10 protein-coding genes are annotated in these 19,123 nt (G+C 58.8%); 1 reads left to right on the forward strand and 9 read right to left on the reverse strand.

Translation table 11 applies throughout. The features are described from left to right. On the forward strand, positions 1-1,640 hold a 1,640-nt coding region (locus GXP39_10725), incomplete at its 5' end, for a DUF11 domain-containing protein (protein ID NOZ28510.1). Between the two features lie 183 nt (positions 1,641-1,823). Here GXP39_10725 and GXP39_10730 read toward each other — a convergent pair. The 9 genes from GXP39_10730 to GXP39_10770 all read right to left on the reverse strand — a co-directional run bounded on the left by GXP39_10730 (position 1,824) and on the right by GXP39_10770 (position 18,758). Further along, a complete protein-coding gene (locus GXP39_10730; protein ID NOZ28511.1) occupies positions 1,824-4,700 on the reverse strand; it encodes a DEAD/DEAH box helicase in 2,877 nt (958 codons plus the stop codon). Positions 4,701-4,758: 58 nt separating this feature from the next. Beyond that, positions 4,759-9,954 (reverse strand): DEAD/DEAH box helicase, encoded by a 5,196-nt coding sequence (locus tag GXP39_10735; protein ID NOZ28512.1) that lies wholly within the window; start codon positions 9,952-9,954, stop codon positions 4,759-4,761. Between the two features lie 56 nt (positions 9,955-10,010). Further along, a complete protein-coding gene (locus tag GXP39_10740) occupies positions 10,011-11,204 on the reverse strand; it encodes a PD-(D/E)XK nuclease family protein (protein ID NOZ28513.1) in 1,194 nt (397 codons plus the stop codon). Between the two features lie 37 nt (positions 11,205-11,241). Further along, entirely contained in the window at positions 11,242-13,242 is a 2,001-nt protein-coding gene (locus GXP39_10745; protein NOZ28514.1) for a DEAD/DEAH box helicase, read from the reverse strand. Positions 13,243-13,370: 128 nt separating this feature from the next. Then, entirely contained in the window at positions 13,371-13,832 is a 462-nt protein-coding gene (locus GXP39_10750; GenBank protein ID NOZ28515.1) for a hypothetical protein, read from the reverse strand. A 437-nt stretch (positions 13,833-14,269) separates the two neighbouring features. Continuing rightward, positions 14,270-14,785, reverse strand: coding sequence for a DUF3883 domain-containing protein (locus GXP39_10755; GenBank protein ID NOZ28516.1), 516 nt, complete (start codon positions 14,783-14,785; stop codon positions 14,270-14,272). Between the two features lie 143 nt (positions 14,786-14,928). Continuing rightward, entirely contained in the window at positions 14,929-15,702 is a 774-nt protein-coding gene (locus tag GXP39_10760) for a hypothetical protein (GenBank protein NOZ28517.1), read from the reverse strand. A 185-nt stretch (positions 15,703-15,887) separates the two neighbouring features. Then, positions 15,888-16,985: a hypothetical protein gene (locus GXP39_10765; GenBank protein NOZ28518.1), complete on the reverse strand. Its 1,098-nt coding sequence runs from the start codon at positions 16,983-16,985 to the stop codon at positions 15,888-15,890. A gap of 30 nt (positions 16,986-17,015) precedes the next feature. After that, positions 17,016-18,758 carry an AAA family ATPase gene (locus GXP39_10770; protein NOZ28519.1) on the reverse strand — a complete coding sequence of 581 codons (1,743 nt, stop codon included), beginning with the start codon at positions 18,756-18,758 and terminating at the stop codon, positions 17,016-17,018. Positions 18,759-19,123: the final 365 nt, after the last annotated feature.

Here is a 19,123-nt window from a genome sequence, read left to right on the forward strand (position 1 = left end):
ACCCCAATGCGGAAAACAACGCAGCCACAGAAGATACCATCGTGGTCAGCCAGGCCGATCTCTCCATCACGAAGACGGACGAACCAGATCCGGTGATAGCCGGTGAATCCCTCACCTACACGCTGACCATCACCAACGCAGGCCCATCGGATGCCGCGGGTGTGGTGGTAACGGACACACTGCCGACAGGGGGGATCTTTGACTCAGCTACGCCCAGTCAGGGCACGTGTAGTGAAGTCGAGGGAGTCGTCGTCTGCGACTTGGGCACTATCGTCCATGGGGACAACGCCACCATCGCCATCGTCATGACTGTTGATCCAGCCTCTTCGGGGCTAATCATCAACACGGCCCAGGTAACGGGCGATGGGACGGATCCCAGATTGGAGGATAACGGGGTCGAGGAAGGGACCGTGGTGACCCGGCGCGCGAATCTGTCCGTCACGAAGGTGGACGATCCGGATCCAGTGGTGGCTGGTGGAGCCCTCACTTACACGTTGACCATTGCCAACGCGGGCCCGTCGGATGCCAGTGGTGTGATCGTGACGGACACATTACCGGCCGAGGTGGCCACCAGCTCGATCATCCCTAGCCAGGGATCATGTGGTGAGGCCGAAAGCATGATCGCTTGTGAGCTGGGCGATGTGCCCAGTGGGGACATCGCCACGGTGATCATCGTCACCGTGGTAGACCCGTCTGCCTCGGGCGTCATTACGGATACGGCCCAGGTGGTGGGGAACGAGACGGATCCTGATACGCAGGACAACCAGATCATCGAAGAGACCACCCTTGTCAGGCGAGCCGATCTCTCCATCACGAAGGCGGATGAGCCGGATCCGGTCGTGATCAGCGGGACGCTCACGTACATTCTGACAGTCGTCAACCTCGGTCCATCGGACGCTACAGGCGTGATCGTGACGGACACGTTGCCTGCGGAGGTAACGTTCAATTCGGTCACGCCCAGCCAGGGATCATGCGGTGGGGTAGCAGGCGTAGTCACCTGTGAGTTGGGTACGGTGGTTTCGGGTGGTACGGCGACCGTCACCCTGGCCATGACGCCCACGGTGACAGGGCTGATCACCAATACGGCTCAGACATCAGGCCGTGAGCCGGATCCCGACACCGAAAACAACATGGCCCAACAGGAGACAACGGTGGCAGTCTACGGACAGGTGGCTGGTTGGGTGTTCGTGGACCTGGATGGGGATGGCCACCGGAATCCCTATGCAGGCGAGACGGTCGGTGTGCCTGGGGTCTATGTGACGTTGCGTGACGAAGGAAGGGTGCTGATTACGGTGCGAAGCACGAACCCCACAGGATGGTATCAGTTTGACGAGATACCACCTGGACGGTACTGGGTAGAGGAGGAGCAACCGGACGGGTATGCCAGCACCAGTCCGGATGTGGTGGAGGTGGAGGTAGTGGCCGGGAGACAGCACATCGTTGATTTTGGTGAGCAGCTGTTCACGCCTACGCCGACGCCTACCGAGGTGCCTCCTACGCCGACGGATACGCCCACACCCACGCCGACGCCTACAGAGGCGCCCCCTACGCCGACGCCCACCTTTACACCCACGCCGACGCCTACCCAAGTGCCAGCGATCGAGTCTTATCTGCCGTTGATCCTCACTGAGCAATCCTAAACGCCAGCCATTCACAAGCAGAGCCCGGAGCCGCTATCCTAAAGCAGCTCCGGGCTATCCATGGTGAAAATCGTTCACTATGGAGAAGAAGATGTCCGTGCAGGCGATGAGGATTCTTATGTGACATAAGTTAATGTTTGCCAGGTTGATATTAGCATAGTAAGGAGCAGCGCATGAACACCCTCACGAAATGGTGAGAGGAGAGGACGCCGGCGATCCACCCGGTACAGGCAGCAGCACGTAGATGCCCAATACTTCCGCCGGCAACTGCGGCTCAACGGTGAGTCGACCCTCGCGGGTGATCTTGCGCACGCGGTGGTGGGCTTCCAGGAGGCGCTTGGCACGCTGCTCGGCCAGGCCGTTTATATCGGGTGTCAGATCTTCCAGCCATGAGAGGGCTTCGGTCAGCCACTCCACACGTTCAGCGGAGCTGACGTTGGCCCGAGGCTGTGCCTCGCTGAGTAGGCACAGCGCCTCGGATTCAGACAGCCACTCCAGCTTGCCTGGCCGACCGCTGAAACCACATACCAGGCACTCCTCCGCCAGATTCGGGGTAGTCTGCCGGGTCTTCAAGAGGTAGCGCAGGCGCAACAACAGCAGCGTGGTACGCCGCGTCACGGCGTCGGTGCGGATGACGGCGCTGCGGGCTGCGGGCGGTGTCTCATTCCCCGGGTCGAGGGCCTGGCCCAGGAGGTATTCCGCCAGGGCGGCCGTCAAGGGATGGTTGCGGCCGACGTATGTGACGCCCTCCGGCGGTGGTGACTGGAAGGTAATGCGCCATTCGCCGCCATCTCCCAAGTGGTCTCGCAGATCGTTGGGCAACTGCTGTGTGTCCAGACGCCATACGCCATCGCGCACCGGCCGCAATGGCACGCCTAACCGCTGGCAGGCGGTGCGCACAAAGCGCTCAATCGCGTCTGGGTTGCCCAACACGGCATCGGTCTCCTCCATCTCTCGTGCCACCTCGTCCGGCTTGATGGCGTGCTGGGCGAAGCGGGTGCGGCTGACCCGCTCACGGTCCATTGCTTCATCCCACTGCTTGTGAACAGCTTCAATATCCAGGCCTTCCAACTCGAACAGGCTCAACTGGCGCGCGACGGTGCTCTCGCTTCGCAAGAAGAGGGAGCGTAGTATGGCCTCGACCACGCTCTCGCTCTCTACCGGAACTGGCACGGACACGCCCAGATCGCGGCGAATCTCGATGGCCTTGCGGATGAGCACGTCCAGCACAGCGCCGTCCACCGGGTTGTCCTGTCCGTAGATCAGCACGGCCTTGACATTGGGTGATGCCTGGCCATAGCGATCCACACGCCCCTCTCGCTGTTCCAGGCGGTTGGGGTTCCAGGGCAGGTCGTAGTGCACCACGGCGTTGAAGGCTTCCTGGAGGTTAATCCCCTCGCTCAGGCAATCGGTGGCTACGAGCACGCGGCGCGGGGATTGGGAAAGCTCGGCCACGCGCATCTGGCGCTCGTCCTCAGTCAATGCTCCGGTGGCGGAGATGACGTGCAGGTCGGGCCACCGGCCGCTCAGGCGGCGCCGCAGCTCGATGGCGACGTAGTCAGAGGTGGCGATGTAACGGCACCAGATGATGGGGTGATAGCCTTCTTCCAGCAGGTCACGCACCACCTCAACGGCTTTGGCCACCTTGGCGTCGCTGGTACCTCGCAATTTGGCCGCCCGTCTGGCGAACTGACGCAGTCGACGGCGTTCGCTCTCCTTCAGGGTACGCTCGCCCTCCTCGACGACATAGGTGGGAGACACATCTACTGTAGCCTCCTGGTCTGGGACGTCGTATACGTAGGGAGAGAAGAGGCTATCCTCAGCCTCCTCTGGCTCTTGCAGCAGTGCCTCTTCCAGGCGAGCCACCCGAGCTTCCAAGGCTGCCTGAGCAGCGGCGGGGCTGGACATCACACAGCGTAGCAGAGCCAGAGCTGTCCAGTAGCGCACGCGACGGCGAAAGCCGCTGAGGGTCTCGCCGGAACGCACGATCTCACGGGCGAAGGCGTAGACGTCCTGAAAAAGCTGGCGGTACTCGGGAGTGAGGGTGTAGGACGCCTCCTCTGAGATACGCTCCGGGAAGGGGGTCTCCTCCCCTAACCAGCGGGCCACATCGGCGCGGCGGCGTTGGACGAAGTGGCGTGCCAGCTCGCGGCGCTGGCGTTCCGACAGGTCACGCATCCCCCAGCGCTCGAACCGGGGGTGCAACAATCCGAGCAGCGAGCGGAAGGATTCCTCCACGCCGCTGTGGGGAGTTGCGGTCAGCAGGACCAGGTGACGGTCCGGCTTGCTGGCCAGGCGGGTCAGTAACTCGTAGCGTTGCTGCTGGACTTTAGAGCGCCCGGCGGGGCGAGCGCAGCCGTGGACCTCGTCCACGATGACAAACTCGGGACAGTGGAGCTCAAAGGCATGGCGCCGGCGCTCCGATTTGGCGAAGTCCACGCTGACGATGAGGTGAGGGTAGTACTCGAAGATGCTCAAGCCCTGGCGAGGCAGGGCGCGCTCCAGCCGGGCCACGGTACCCGAGCGCACCACCACGGCCTCGATATGGAACTTCTCAGCCAGCTCGCGCTGCCATTGGTCGCAGAGGTAGGGCGGGCAGAGGACGGCCACGCGGCGGATCTCGCCTCGGTCTAGCATTTCACGGGCGATGAGGCCGGCCTCGATGGTCTTGCCGACGCCAACATCATCGGCGATGAGCAGGCGCACGGGGTCCAGGCGCAACGACATGAGCAGCGGCACCAGTTGATAGGGACGCGGGCGGACGGAAACGCGCCCCATGGAGCGGAAGGGACCGGCGCCGCTGCGCAGGGAGAGGCGCGCCGCGTCCCACAGGAGCCTAGCGGAGGCGAAGTCACCAGCGCGTTTGGGATCCGGCAGGGGAAAGGTGGCCGACTGAATCTGCTCCAAGCGCAGGGGCAAGTAGATGCCAGCGATCTCCCGTTCACTGCCGCTGAGAGGACGGAGCAGTAGCAGGTTCGGGTCATCGGATGGCAGGACGACCCACTCGCGGCCGCGAACGGTGACGAGAGTACCTGGCGAATGGCGAGTGGTTGGGCTCATGAAGATAGCCTCCCCTCTTGTGCATGAGCGAACGCCGTCCATTTTTGCTCAACCATACCTACTTTCCCTTTCCAAACACATCCACATACGCCTGCACCTGCCCCTCCAAATCCCGGTCGTAGCGAATGGTGATTACCCGGTAGCCCAGGTCGCGAAGGTCGTCGCGGATGCGCTTGTCCTTAGCCCTAACATCGGGCTGGTCGTGGGCGCTGCCATCGCAGAAAACGCAGGTGCGGGCGTCCTCATAGTAAAAGTCAGGGCGAGCCGGGTAGTCGGGAAGCTGTGGCTGGGCCTGGTCTGGTAGGCGGCGGCCGGTCTGATATAGATGGTCCAAGAAACGGCGCTCCAGGTCCGAGGCTGGGTCGGTGCGCTCCAGAAGCCAGCGATAATGGGCCTCGTAATCCCGAGGGCCATGCTGCAACTGCACTTTGCCGGCTGCCAGACGCAACAAGATGTCCCGTACCTGGTGGCGGTCCAGCAGCGCGTGGTCCCACTGGTTGGTGTAGGAGAGCAGACAGTCGTAGCAGGCGCGGGCGCAGCCCTCTGGATCCTCAGGTGGACGCAGGTCGTGGCCGTCGGGGGTGAAGTGGCAGATCTCCAGGGCGGTGCGGGCAACCTCGGCCAGGGCGTCCGGGTCTTCGACCAGACGGGCCAGCACGCCCAGGCCACCCTCCGCCGCTTCCCAGATGAGGATCGAACGTCGCTCGCCCTCGCCGATGCGCTCGGCGGCCAGCTCCTGCTCGGCGATCTGGAAAGTGGCCTCGATGCCGCGCTGCAGGGCGGCCTGAAGGGTGGCCAGGAAAACCTCTCCCCACTCCCCCGCCGCCTCCGGCGGCATCCCCTCTCTCCTCTCCGCCGCGGAGAGGAGAGAGGGGAAAGGTTGTACGAGCAGAATGTTGCGCGTGTCACGCACCAGCAGACGCACGCCGCTCACGATTTCGGTTGCTTCGCCCAGCGGGTCATCATTGCGGTGTGCGTCGGGTCGGCGGGCCCAATACCCCTTGCGGACGTCGAGGTGAAAGCCGCGCTCATGAGAGCGACGCCAGCCGTGGTTCAACCGCCATAAGGTGGCTGCCGGCCCGAGGACCAGATGCAGCAGCGTTCTTCCCTCTGCATCTCGGGCTTCGGCCTCGTAACGACGGACGCCACCCGGCGCCGGAGCGAAGCGGAAGTGGCTGGTGATGCGGAAGCCCTCGCGCACCCGCTCCTCTTCGTCACACGTGATGCGCTCCGCAGGCTGGGTGATGACGTCGGTCATCTCAAAGAATTGCGCGCTATAATCGCTGGTGTCCGCATCCAATATCGCCCCGCAATGCTCGCAGATGTCTTGATCAGCGGCTGCGCCCTCGTGGAAGTAACCGCAGACCTTGCACAGCTTAGCGCGTACGAAGCGCTGGCTGATATCGCCGCCGGGGATCTGAGTACGCACCACGCGATACTTGCGCCCTTCATGATAGAGCAGATTGCGTGGGCCAAACTCACTGATGGCCAGAAAGCGCGGCCGGGCGATGAATTCGCCCCCCTGACTCCCTGTGGAGATGTAGGCGCGAATGGGCAGGCGGGGGAAGTTGTAACCGGGCAGGAAGCCCTCGCTGGCCAGGTAGCGATAGGGGTAGAAATCCGACTCGCCGGCCCCCTCGAGGTTGCAAAGTAGGTCCTTCTGTCGGCGCGCCTCGCGCTCCAGGCGTTCTGCCTCCTGCCGCTCCTTGTACGGGACACGGGTCTGGTGGGTGCGGTCGATGAGAGCGCGCGCTTCCTGCAACTGACGGTCGGCAGCGGCGTACATCTCTCGCCAGCGGTCGAGGGCCTCGTCGAAGGAACGAGGCGCGTCGCGCAAGACCTGCCACAGCCACTCCTCCGAATACCACCCACCGCGGGTGATGTCGGGCTCGCAGGCTTGCAGCACCCGACGGCATTCCTCAAAGCAGGCCTGTAGATGGGCTTCTGAAAGCCGGGTGTAGTGGACGATATTCTCGTGCAGTGGGTAACCGGGGCTGCTGGTATCCAACACCTCGGTGATGGACTGGCCCAGGGAAATCCCGGTCTTGGCCAGCCAGATAGCGTGTACATGGGCCTGCACCAGCTCCTCGTTGCTCAGGTCCAGGCGTGGTGGCACTACCACGCCGGAGACCATGCGCTCGGGACGGCGGAAGAAGTATTGGTCGTGACCGCTGCCCACGGCGCAATAGGTAACGATGAAAGCCGGCTGGCCGCTACGACCGGCGCGACCACTGCGCTGAGCATAGTTGGCGGGCGAAGGGGGTACGTTGCGCATGTGTACCACGTTCAGATCGGCGATGTCGATGCCCAGTTCCATAGTTGGAGAGCAGAAGAGGCAGGCCAGCTCGCCTTTACGGAAGGCTTCCTCACGATGGATGCGGTCCTCGCGAGAGACTTGGCCAGTGTGCTCTCGGCCCTCCATAGGGCCGAGTCGCGCGGCCACTTCGCTGTAGAAGTTGCGGAAGAAAACGTTGGCCTCGCGCTCCAGCCTTAGATCTTTGGCAAAACGCATGCGGCGCGTGCGCACGGGGTCTGGCTCCGGCGGCATGCCATCTCCCCGCTGCCAAAGCAGGGCATCGGCCCGCAATTGAATAGCTTTCTTGTCATGGTCGTCGCGGAAGGTGATGTAGCCGGCGCGGCGCAGGATCTCGACCCAGATGGGCAGAAACTGGCGGTAGTCGTCCGGGGACATGGGGGCGGCGAGATCGGGCCAGGCTCGGCGGGAGCGCAGGAATCGTCCCAGGGCACTGCGCTCCGACAGGCTCATCTCGCCGTTACCGGCTCGGCCCTCGATGACGAACCAGGTGGCTTCATGCAGACGCTCGTTCTCATCGAAAGTCCAGGGTTCCTTCAGGGCCTGATTGACCTGACGACGCAGCGCATCCTGGCGGTCGGGCTGAAGGCAAGCGGCGTCGATAGCCAAAGCACGGCGTAGGTGATCCAGGAAGGTGCGGATAACCCGTTTCCGCACCTCGGGGGACGCCGTCGCCAAGAGCGGATGAGCCTGCCAGGGTGCGGGATCAGAAGCGAAGAGATCCAGGTCTACGTAGTCCACGCGCAGGAGGCCACATTGCTCCAGGTTAGGCTGGACGACACGCCAACCCCGGCGCAAATCTTCGTAGATGCGGTACTCAATGAGGGCCTGAAGCGCTGCTCGATTGCGGCGCGAAAGGGTGCCGTATTCGCCGGCCTCCTTGGCGTAGACCTCCTGGGGAAGGGCCAACGCGTCGGTTACACGGGCGGCGATGACGGCATGATCCAGGGAATCGTCCTCGAGCAGGGCTCGGTAGATGGCAGCGCGCAGGAGCGCCACCTGAACGAAGTCGTTGAAATGGCCAGCCTGAAGCGAGGCATCCTGGCGGTTGTCGGTGAAACTGAGGAGTTTCTCCGCCTCCTTTTCCACGTCTGGCTGGCGGCGCAATTCGGCCACCGTGGAAAGGGCGAGCAGAGTCGTGGCCGTGCTGCGTCCCTCATTGGAGAGACGAGCTAGTTTACGGAACTCCCCCTCCCGCTTGGTGTAGGCTACGCCGCAGTTGAGGCAGGTGAGAAAAGGGCGTTTGATGAACCAGACCGGGACCGGGCGGGGATCGGTCGAGTTTTCGTCGGGCAGCGCGTCGGCTACGCGGCCATCGGGGAAAACCCATAGGCGTTGGGGGATATGCTCGCGAAACTCCCTTTTCACACTGCGGCCCCGCTTGGTCTGGCGGAACCAGGTTTCGGGCAGATCTTCTTCGCGACTCTCGTCCCAGATGGGATCCTCTGGATCGTCCAACAAGAGGTAGCCCTCACGCACACTCCCATCGTCCTCCTGTTCGGCCAGCACTTCGGGCACCAGGGGATGCACGCGACGGTTTTCGGTGTCCCAATAGGCCAGATAGTACTCCCGCCCGCACTCTCGGCAGAAAACCAGTGGGAAGAGGAGTCGTGTCTCTTGACGCCCGGGCGCGTAGTGTTGTCCTTCCAGAGTAAGATGACGACGGCCATGGGGTTCCAGGGTGGCGTACACCGAACCGCCCTGGGAGATGAATTGGTGCAGTTTGAAGGCAAAGACGGGATCGCCCTCGGGTGTGCGCACACGGCTGCCCAGGCGAAACATGTCTTCCAGGTAGGAGCGGCAGGTCGCCACCTCCAGGCCGGTGACCTGAGCCAGTTGCTGAGCCCCTTCCTCCAGCGTGATGGGCGTACGACGTTTGAGGTGGCCATTTTCCGCCTCCACGCCAAAGGTGCGCTCGATCCAGGCCGTGATGGGATGAGCGACAAAGGTGTGATAGTCGGCTTCGGGCAGACCTGCCTGGATGGCGGCCCGAAGCTTGTCCGGTGCATCATGATCGGAAAGCGACGCATGGTGGGTGATGGGGCGCAGGGTTTCGTCGATCACGTGCTCTGGGGAGATGGGGACGCCGAAGATCTTGGTGGCGACATCGGCCACAGCTCGACGACGTTCCTCGCGGCTGCCCCCCGCGGCCATGGTGGCGCTGGTGCCGACACAGAGGAGGTCCGGGTTGCCGCAGCGCTCGCGCAGGCGACGTATCAGCATAGCCACATCGGCACCCTGCCGGCCGTTGTAGGTGTGGAGCTCATCCAGGACCAGGAACTGCAGATCGGCCACAGCGCGGTCCACGAAGACGCGCTCCTGGGGGCGGGTGAGCATGAGTTCCAGCATGACGTAGTTGGTGAGGAGGACATGAGGTGGGTCGTCGATGATGGCCTGCTTTTTCTCCAGGCTCTCCTGGCCGGTATAGCGCTGGAAGTGGACGGGGAAATCGGGTACGTTGGCGGCCAGGCGGCGGACGGCCTCGAGCTGGGAGTTGATGAGGGCGTTCATGGGATAAACGATGATCGCCCGCACGCTGTGTCGCCCCGGATTGTTCTTGAGGACGTGATCCACGATGGGAATCAGGTAGGTCAGGCTCTTGCCAGAGCCGGTGCCGGTGGTGAGGACGTAGGGCTCACGGCGCTGGGCAATGCGCACGGCCTGTTCCTGGTGGTGGTAGAGGCGGAAGGATTGGCCTTTGTTGTCCACGAAGAAGCGGGCGCACAGGGGATGCAAAAGCCCTTCATCCACAAGCTCTTTGACCGTCCTGGTTTTGGGATAGGCCGGGTTGAGTTGTAGCAGCGGCTCGGGCCACAGCCGGCCCCGGCGCAGTTGTTCCTCGACGAAGGTGCGAATCCGCTCATCGGCGATGTTGAGGAAGCTGCGTACGTAGGCATTGTAGTCGGCCAAGACGTTCTGGTGGAGGGCAAAGGCGTCCATAATTCACGTTCCTCTTGGCGAATGGTGAATAGCGAGTGGTGAGTGGCAAGTTGAGATTAGACGGTGATTGGCCACTCGATCTCGCTGATTGTCTTGCGAATAGCGGGTAGATCGTTGGCGAGAAATTTGCTCCACCCGCTCTTCACCTTATCTGTAAGCACCTCAAAGTCGGACTCCTCGTAGTCCTTCTGACGGAGGAATTGTATTTTATAGATCGTGGTCCACTTAGGATAAAGGCGTTTAGACACTCCTCGGAATATTCGAGAATGACGTAACGCTGTCTGATGTAAAATCTGGCGTATGGAATCCGAACCAGGACCAATGACCAGGTTTAACGTCAGATGGTTTGCAGAATTCCTGAACTCAAAAAGCAGGGTACGTCCAGTAGACGTCCACCCTTGTCCACTTCGCAGCACAGGAACGTCATCCCATTCGACCAGCGCAAAGCGAACGTAACTTTTAGTAGAATGATCAAGAACGAGGCCTGCGTCTCTGTGCTCCCCAACCAACCCTTTGAGGTACTCGGCGATCTCCCATTGCAGGTCGGGGCGGTATTCGAAGATCAGGTCTAGGGCTCGCTTGTGACGACGGTAGATGCGGCGACAGAGTTCGGCGATCTCCGAGTTGCTCACGATGTGCCTCCTCAACATGGCGGTGTAATGCTTCATCAACGTGGATACGTCCGCGCCCAGGGTGGACTCATGTGTTTCACGCACAGTGTTCGCCAGGTCGGCAATATCCCCATAACTTAGGGGGATGTATGCTTCGTCAGAGGGCTCATCCCCCTCCGGAGTGAGATAAATAAAGAGGGCGCGGCGGTCGGGAAACTCGTGAGTGATGACCTCGCGATAACGAGACAACTGGCCCGATTGTTCTTTGGCGTCTACTTTGTTCTCGATGGTGCACACGAGACGATTCTCCGCATCGTGTACGAGGATGTCGATGTTGCGCCACTCACGCAGCACGATGGCGTCCTGCATATCCGCCACGTCGATCTCAATGACGCTGACAGGTGGATGGTCGGCGCGGATCAGCACGCGCTTGAGGAACCGCTTGAGGAAGGCGTCTCCCAACCCGTGGTTCTGGGAGGGATCCAGCAGAAAGGCAAGAAAGTCAGAATGACGCAGCTCCTGTCGCACCGCGCCCAGCGCCTCAAAGATGTTGAATTCGGCCAGGAGCGTCTCCAGGCGCTCCAGATCCTCATTGTCTACAACGAAGGCTTCCAATAGGGCTCGTTCTTTTGCGTTCACGCGTCTTCCTCGTTGGCCGGTACGTCGGTAGAGGGGATCACGAATTTCGAGCTTTGGGACGTGGTGGTTCTAAATCGAATAAGGCGAACAGCTCCTCATCCGTGATGAGTCGCTGGACTCCCTTCTCTGACAAGTCATCAATCACGAAGTTGAACAGACTCTCTTTCTTCCGTAATAGGCGGTAAATACGCTCCTCTATCGTATCCCTTGTGTAAATGTCGTAGACAAATACCACTCGCTTTTGCCCAATACGATGGGCCCGGCCTTCAGCCTGCCTGGCGATAGAAGGGTTCCACCAATGATCGAAGTGAAAGACGTGATTGGCGCGGGTGAGGGTCAGGCCAACCCCTCCGGTTTGAACCGACATCAGCAGCACTTTGGGGCTATCCGTCTCTTGGAATGCTTGTATCAGTCGGATGCGCTCTCGATCATTCAGCGAGCCGTCAAACACGGCTGGATCAAACTTTTGCAATCTATGTTGTATACGCCGCAGAGTGACATTCGGAAAGTGAGAAAAAACGAGCGCTTTCTGACCCGCCTCTGTGATACTCTCGAGCTGGTCGAACAAATACTCCACCTTGCAGGATTCGCCCGTCTCGGGATCCAAGTTGCAGATCTGCTTCAATTTGTTGATCCAATCAAACACATGTACTCGTGTGATTCCGCCCCGAGATAGCTGAGATCGCGCCCTTTGATATTCACGATCATATAGTTCCCGTTGTCGTGGCGATAGTTCGAGCCATACCTCGTTGACCGTCTTCTTTGGAAGATCCTTCAAAACATCCACGGCTCGACGTCTCAAAATATACGGCCTAATCTTCTCTCTAACGTGAAATGGGGATACGATGGCAGATTCCCTGAACAGGGACGGCTGGAGATATCTGAAGATGGCGAGGACATCCTCCAAACTGTTTTCCAGGGGTGTTCCGGATAGCCCCCACCTGTATGTGGCTTGGATTTGTCGAACTGCTCGGGCTTTCTTTGTACCAGGGTTTTTGATCTCTTGCACTTCATCAAGGATCACCACATCAAATCGCTGTTTCAGGTACGCCATGCGTGGGATGTCCTCACGCAATGTTTCATACGTCGTCAGGTAAATCGGTGCGGGTAGTTCCCATAACCACTCTCGCTCTTCGCGCGTCCCGCGCACCTTGATCACGAATAACTCCGGAGCCCATTTGCTCAGCTCGGTCTCCCATACGCTTAGGAGTGAACGTCTACATAGAATGAGAGCGCGTCGGATCTCACCACGCCGAAAGAGGACTTGCAGGGCCACGATGGCCTGTATCGTCTTGCCCAGTCCCATCTCATCGCCGAGCAGAGCTGATTTGTTTTGAGCGAGAAAGCGGATGCCCTTAACCTGATACTGATATGGACGGCGCTTCTTAGGGAAAAGGGCCGGGTTAGAGAGAAGCGTCTCGATGGGCGGTTGGAGATACGGCAGCAATAGATCGAAGACATCAAGGGTGCGAGGCTTTGTTGAAGCACCGTAGCCGTAAGAACGCGATCGGCCGGACCTGGTTCGCCTGCCAGCGAAAGGCGTCTGGATAGGCGTGCAGACGGCGCACATATATCTTGGCAGGCCATGCCGACAGCGCTCTTGAGCCGCAGGCGACGGTGGCGGCGGCGCCTCTTGATAAGCGGGCTCCTTGGCCGCCACGTCCTCACGAGCGTAGGCCTTTCCCGCACGACCGGGGAAGGTCAGCCCGGAGAACATGTCCAGGATGTCGGGAAATGGCAGGGAGAGACAGGCGCTCATGTCAAGGAGATCGATAGCCTTCGGCAGGATGAATCGATCCCGACCGACAGCGGCGGCCATGACCTCCCGAGGCAACGCCAGGTCATCTAAGTGCATCCTTGCTTGCATAAGTGCCCCGTCGTCCGAGATGGGAGGTATTTCCGGCAAGGGTATGTTTACACCGCCGGCCTCCAGCTTTTCCTTTAGATCTTCGGCCACCCAGGCGATGTTTATGGCAACGATCTTCGGCTTTGGAAAGGCAAATCTTGCTTTTAGCCGGGCTTGCAGCTTCCCTAACATTTTCCCTCTACTGGAAACGCTGATCTTCTTTCGCCAGTACTTTCACAGCGCGCTCGATCCGCTCAAAAGGCTCGACGAGATCCATGTTGGCGAAAAGCTTCTCGAGGGCCTGCAGTGCCTGCATCCTCTTATTCCGAATCATAGTGACTGGGCCAAGCAATGGCAAGCGGCTGAAACCGGGAGGTGGGATGGGTTAAAAGCGTCTCTTCCGAGTCCTCCTGTACGAGTTCCGTCAGTTGTTCCGGCCGCCTCACTCGCGCCACGAACCCGGTCACTGCCTCACTAAGTGGGAGAAACTGATCGTCTTCAACCAGCAGCAGCGAGGGCTTGGTCTCCAACATCTCGTATAGCGGTCTGCCGCACAGCTCAATGCCGATATGGGGAATCAAGGAAGCCCCGTATATGGTCTGTTGTACCAGCGAGGGCTTCACCGGATACGTCACGCGAAACTCTACCGGCTTGCCGATGTGGTCGGTCACGAGAAGGGCACCCAGAAATCCATCTTGACCAGGCGTCATGGCCAGCTTGAAGAAGCCCACCCGCTCGTTCGCAGCGATCAGATCGGTATCGAATTCGGCGTCGAATCCCATGGCCCTCAACCTCCTCGACGGTCATGAGTTAGAGATGATGATGTCCAATGAACCGGATGGCGCGCCGGTGGGACGCACGTGTGAACGGGATGGCACATTCCTATCCCGGACGGTGGCGATCCACCACCGCCATGGGATGGGAACGATACGCCTCCAACGCGGGGTTGGGGCGATGGATTTCCAACATAGGGTGGGGGCGAGGCATCCTCAGCACTACCGTTGGTGATGAAGGAGGACACATCTGGTGTAAGCGTTCCGCGTAATGGCGCCATTGCCATAGGATGCCTCGCCCCTACGCGATCGTTGGTGTTATCATCCACGGTCCATGATATTCCATGCATGTAGTTTGGCTTTATTTCTAGCGCTGGTTGCCGCGTTTTGCAATAACGCTCTGAGCACAACGACCAGCCTCTATCCATTCGAACCCTGGCTCATGCCTACCCTCTTCTGTGCGCGAGGTTTGGGATTACTTCATCAGGCAGCCGAAAGTCCGGATGAATGCTCTCCCACGCGTTGAGATACTCACGGAAGCACGGGTGAGGCTGGCCCTGGCTATTAAGGGTGACCGTAAATCGCCAACGGGGGCGCTGGTTGACGCGTACCACCTTCAGGTCCTCTCTGGACACGATGAAGAAGAAGCTGTCAGGGAGCAGCAGGCAAGCCACCAAGAAGTCGCAGGCCTGATATTCCCGTTCGGTCAGGAAGAACTGCACACGCTGGGTATGGCGGCCAGTAGTGTAGAGTTTTTGTCGCGTTTTCACCTCCAGGCGGACGCGCGAGTCCGTCTCCGTATTGAGCAAGAGGATATCGTAGCCGAATTCACCCAGGTTATGGAACACTTCCCAGCTCGTGTGCAGAGTGCGCAGCAACAGATGCAACATGACATACTTCTCGCCGATTTCGCCGATTAGCGCCTGCACATTCTGGGGAAGTTTGGCTGTTTGCGTGTTCATGAGCGACTTCTCTATCTTTTCATCCCTCGGTCACCGACTGCTCCCGCGCCTCCAACACCAGCCGCCTCGTCCGATACTCGTCGTCCTGCGGAAGTCCTTTTCCTTGAGCACCCGGAAGGTCTCGACGGGGAGATACGATGCTTTCACCCGAGTGGTGTGCTCGTCTCCTCAAGTTTTACTAAGAGCCCTTCCATGCGGACTATGCGATCGTGCAACGTGCGCAACTCATCTTCAACATTTCGCAGCACAGGACGAGCGGGGTGCATGACCCGGTTTCGCAGATCGTTCAGCCCGCTGGTTGCCCTTTTGAAGTCCTTGCGGGATGAAAAACCAAGTGTCTGGAGCGCTGACTCGTTTTTCGCAATTACGTTGAAGATATCGCTCAGGTAAAGCATTTCGAAAACTGAAATGTCCACATTCTTGTCGCGTAGTTCTGCTTGGTTTCTCTTGACTTCCTCGCGCCGATCCTCACTCACCTTGGCCAATACTTCCTCTTCTGACATCCCTAGCGAGCGAATGAAGGCCGCCAGCCGCATTTCCAGTTCAGCCAGGCGTAGATAGAGCGCAGTGCGGGCAGCCGTTTTGTTCAGGTCGGCGGGAGTGACTAAGCCGGCAAAGTCGTCTTCACGGAGCAGAAAGCAGGCCGGCTTCCCCCGCTCAATGAAGAAAGCTATCAGCCGATCGATGGACACATCGTGCGTTAAACACCATTCCAGCGTGAGCGGTTGAACGGTAAACGATGTATTGGTGAGCAAGCCGACGACTTTACCGGCAGCGGTGACTGGGATGACATCGAAGCGCAATTTTCCGTTCTCATCCAACACAAGATCGCGCGGGCTGTCAGTTTCCCAGCAAACCCATTCAGCGCGGGGTGTCATGATCTGGGCGGCTGTAAACACAGGGAACATGCGCTGCATTCAGGCTACCTCCAAGGTTATAGCATACTCCCAATGCTAGCATCTTGATTGCTGTTCGAATCCAGCCTCTCCCACGCCTCCAACACCAACCGCTGCGTCCAGTATTCCCCGTACTAGCGTGGCTCCTCCTCCTTCAGTACGCGGAGATTTGAGTAATGAAGGTATCTTCTGAACATCTCCATACATCACCAGATGCCGTCTTCGATCAATCCCAGGGCGTCAATGGATTCCATAACCCTCTGTAGATGCTCGGCTGTGCCCAGCACCTCGGTGACGGGCCAGAAACGAAGGGCCTGGCGGAATTCCTCAGGCAGACCTTCACATTCACGTCGGATCCGCTCCAACTGGTCCTCATCGGAGACGGCGATGACCTTTTGGACCGAGGGCGCGCTGCGGGCCTTTTGAAGATTAAGGATCAAGCTGTCAATGGAACCGGAACGATGTACCTCAAACACGTAGGTGACCAGTCCCAGGTTAGCGATCCTCGCCCGCCAGACGGCATCCACGACAGCCCCATGAGCGACCTTCACCTCAGTGTCCGTGTCGAATCCCAGGCCGGCTCCAATTTGAACGATGAGATCTCGCACCTCGTCGTGATCAAAAGTCTCGGTGGGCTGGGCACCCTCCAGCGGCTCCGGCAATCCTGTCTCGGCCCTGACCTTCTTGGCCTGAGCCACCTCGTACAGGAAGAAGTCCACCAGGAGCAGGTCCACATCGGGCACGCCAGCCCGCGCAAGCTCCTGGGCGATAAGTTGCAATAACCAGTTAAACGTCCGATACTCCTGGGCTGACAGCATGTACTTGTCTGGATTCACCCTGTCGGTGATCCCCAGGATCTTCAGCGCCTCACGGGCCTGGCGATTCCAGATGCCGCAGCGCTCCGGGCGCAAATACGTGAGGATTTCGGTGACGGAGGCCGGCCCCATTCCTTTGATCGCCCGCAGGAACCGGCTGTACGCTTGCTCTGGGTCATCCGACTCCACCAGCCGCTTCAACTCGCTTCGTAGCCTGTCAATGCCGTTGTCATTGACGATCTTCTGAGCCAGGTAGGTCTTGTTGCCCCACATGGCAGAGGCCCACAACCGATTGATGATAGCCTCGAAATCCGCTTCTGAAAGCTCATCAAGGCGGCGCGGCAGTTCTTGCTGAAAGAACTCCACTCGCGCCTGGCGCTCTGCTTGATCACGTTGAAACGCCTCGGTCGCCATGTAGCGGCGGAAGGCATCGAGATACTGTTTGATCGCGGCCTGTTGAGCCTCGGTCAGAGCAGGTATTTGACTCACGGATCTGTCCTCCTCGGTTCAATGGACACCTCAGAAAGGTAGTTCATAGTCCTCCTTCCAGGAGTCCAGGAATTCTTGTTCTTGGTCATCTTGTTGCTGGATCTGGTTCAGCATCGCAGCAGTCCGTCCTGTTACCAGAGACCGAATCTTTTTCTTCAATTCTTCAACTTTATCCCAGCCCTCTTCCGATCCAGACAACTCCTCAGCAACATGGCGAGCGACTATTGGCTTTGAATTTCCAAATTTCTCTCTGGCCTCGTCCTCCAACTCTTCGTACTGGTTGCCGAAAATAGATCGCATGCACCGTTCAAAATCGCCGCCAAAGACACAGTACCTATCTCTGATGAACCACTCGCTTGTCCCGGTTGCCTCTTCAATCTCTCTGATGCCCACACCTATAGTTTTGAGGGCGTCGCTTCTGTGGACCCCGTTCGGATCATCACTGGTGTCATTGTCGAACGTAATGTAAACCGTAATTCCATAGGCTGTGAATAGCCGCCACCACTTCGCCAGATTGCCTTTTCCCATCACCGGGATGATTGCAATGCCTTCCCGAGTTACATCCAGCCCAACTCGACGCAAATAGACCGGAAGCGCAAGTGCTTCTGTTTGGCCTTCAACAAGGACAACTGCCTTGGCGAAGAAACCCGACAAGATCTCCTCGGTAGCATGAGTGGCGTAAAACGGGAGGATGGTATCTGCCGATGTCTTGCTGGAATTAGCCCCGTGCTCTATACAATAATGCGTTAGCTTCTCACGCGTGAGTTGATGGACATGTGTAGCGCCATTTTCATCTTTTCGCACGAGCACAAGCCCCTCCAAGTTGAGAATGTCAATGAAGGCGGGGCTGTGGGTAGTCAATATTACCTGCAGGCCGTCAGCACACATGCGTTTGATTTGCTGAGCAAGCCAGCGCTGGGCAAGCGGATGCAGGTGGGCTTCAGGTTCTTCGATCACCAAGATGATCCCACCGTAGAACGCTCGTGCATAAGCGTGGGCAAAGGCAAGGGCGAGAATCTGCTCTTGCCCGGTGCCCAATTCGTCAAAAGTTCTTCTTTCGTCGCCTTCTTTAGGAACAACCCGAAGCGAATGGAAGAAGCGGCTCGGGTCATATGCAGAAAAGTCCACATGAAGGCCGTAAGACATACCTGCGAACATTTCGCCAAACTGCTGTGCGAGGCCTTCTTCAAATCTCGCGAATTCCTCCACCTCGTGAAAGATGGCTTCTAGGTCTCTGAACGCTGCTTTCAGTCGGTTCACTCGATCTGAGTCACTGGTTAGTACAGCGTGAAACTTACGCATGAGTTTTGAGAGAAAAGTGTACTTCGACGTGTAACTCAGTTGATAGCTGAGTCGTCGGTCAGCTCCTATGGTGATGAGCATCAACTGATTGCGGAGTTCGTTGCTCACATACCTCATGTCACCGTTGTCCAAATGGACGCGAAATAAAGGTTTTTCCTCACTGTTTGGCTCACACTTCCAAACAAGCGAGGAAACCGGTTCGTCAGTACGTGGGTGATGAACCCCAGTAAGTCCCACCTCAATCTGTATGCACCCCGTTTGACTATCCCTCTTCCAATAATCATGATCTTCCGGCTCCTTGGAGCCTGGCCATGTTTCGCCCAGAATAACATCCAGTGCCGATACAATGTTCGACTTGCCTGCATTATTCTCGCCGATCAACACCAAGGGGCCGTTCTCGGGAAACTCAATGCGGATCTGATCACGGATGGACTTGTAGCCTTCGATGGTGCACCAGGTCAGTCGAGCCATTGGGAGGTCTATCATTGCCCCGTCTCCCTTTGTGCAATTTCGGTGTTGAGTTCCAGCAACCGTCGCCGGATTTCCCGCTGTACTTCCGGTGCGATAGTGAAACGCGTTTTTCCGCGTTCGTTTGGGTAAAAGCCGTGTTTGGGGTTAAGGTCGTCCCATCCATAGCAGGCCAGGATAGCGCGATCCATCTCAGCGTGCAGTTCCCGCAGACGAATGATATCTCCGTCAACGCAGTCTGAGTTATGAAAAAAGTTGTAAATCTTCGTGAGACCCAAGTTGCGGGAAAGCATAATTTGCCGCCGATGTTCGTGGTATTCCGCACCTACCAAGGCTGCCTGGGCAAAGGGTTGGCGCCGTAGCAAAGT

Source organism: Chloroflexota bacterium, assembly GCA_013152435.1.
Taxonomy (GTDB): Bacteria; Chloroflexota; Anaerolineae; order DUEN01; family DUEN01; genus DUEN01.

Bases quoted from the DNA above. Each gene is read 5' to 3' on its own strand.
- GXP39_10730 (NOZ28511.1), bottom strand. From the start codon at position 4,700: ATGAGCCCAACCACTCGCCATTCGCCAGGTACTCTCGTCACCGTTCGC.
- GXP39_10735 (NOZ28512.1), bottom strand. From the start codon at position 9,954: ATGGACGCCTTTGCCCTCCACCAGAACGTCTTGGCCGACTACAATGCC.
- GXP39_10745 (NOZ28514.1), bottom strand. From the start codon at position 13,242: ATGTTAGGGAAGCTGCAAGCCCGGCTAAAAGCAAGATTTGCCTTTCCA.
- GXP39_10750 (NOZ28515.1), bottom strand. From the start codon at position 13,832: ATGGGATTCGACGCCGAATTCGATACCGATCTGATCGCTGCGAACGAG.
- GXP39_10755 (NOZ28516.1), bottom strand. From the start codon at position 14,785: ATGAACACGCAAACAGCCAAACTTCCCCAGAATGTGCAGGCGCTAATC.
- GXP39_10760 (NOZ28517.1), bottom strand. From the start codon at position 15,702: ATGCAGCGCATGTTCCCTGTGTTTACAGCCGCCCAGATCATGACACCC.
- GXP39_10770 (NOZ28519.1), bottom strand. From the start codon at position 18,758: ATGGCTCGACTGACCTGGTGCACCATCGAAGGCTACAAGTCCATCCGT.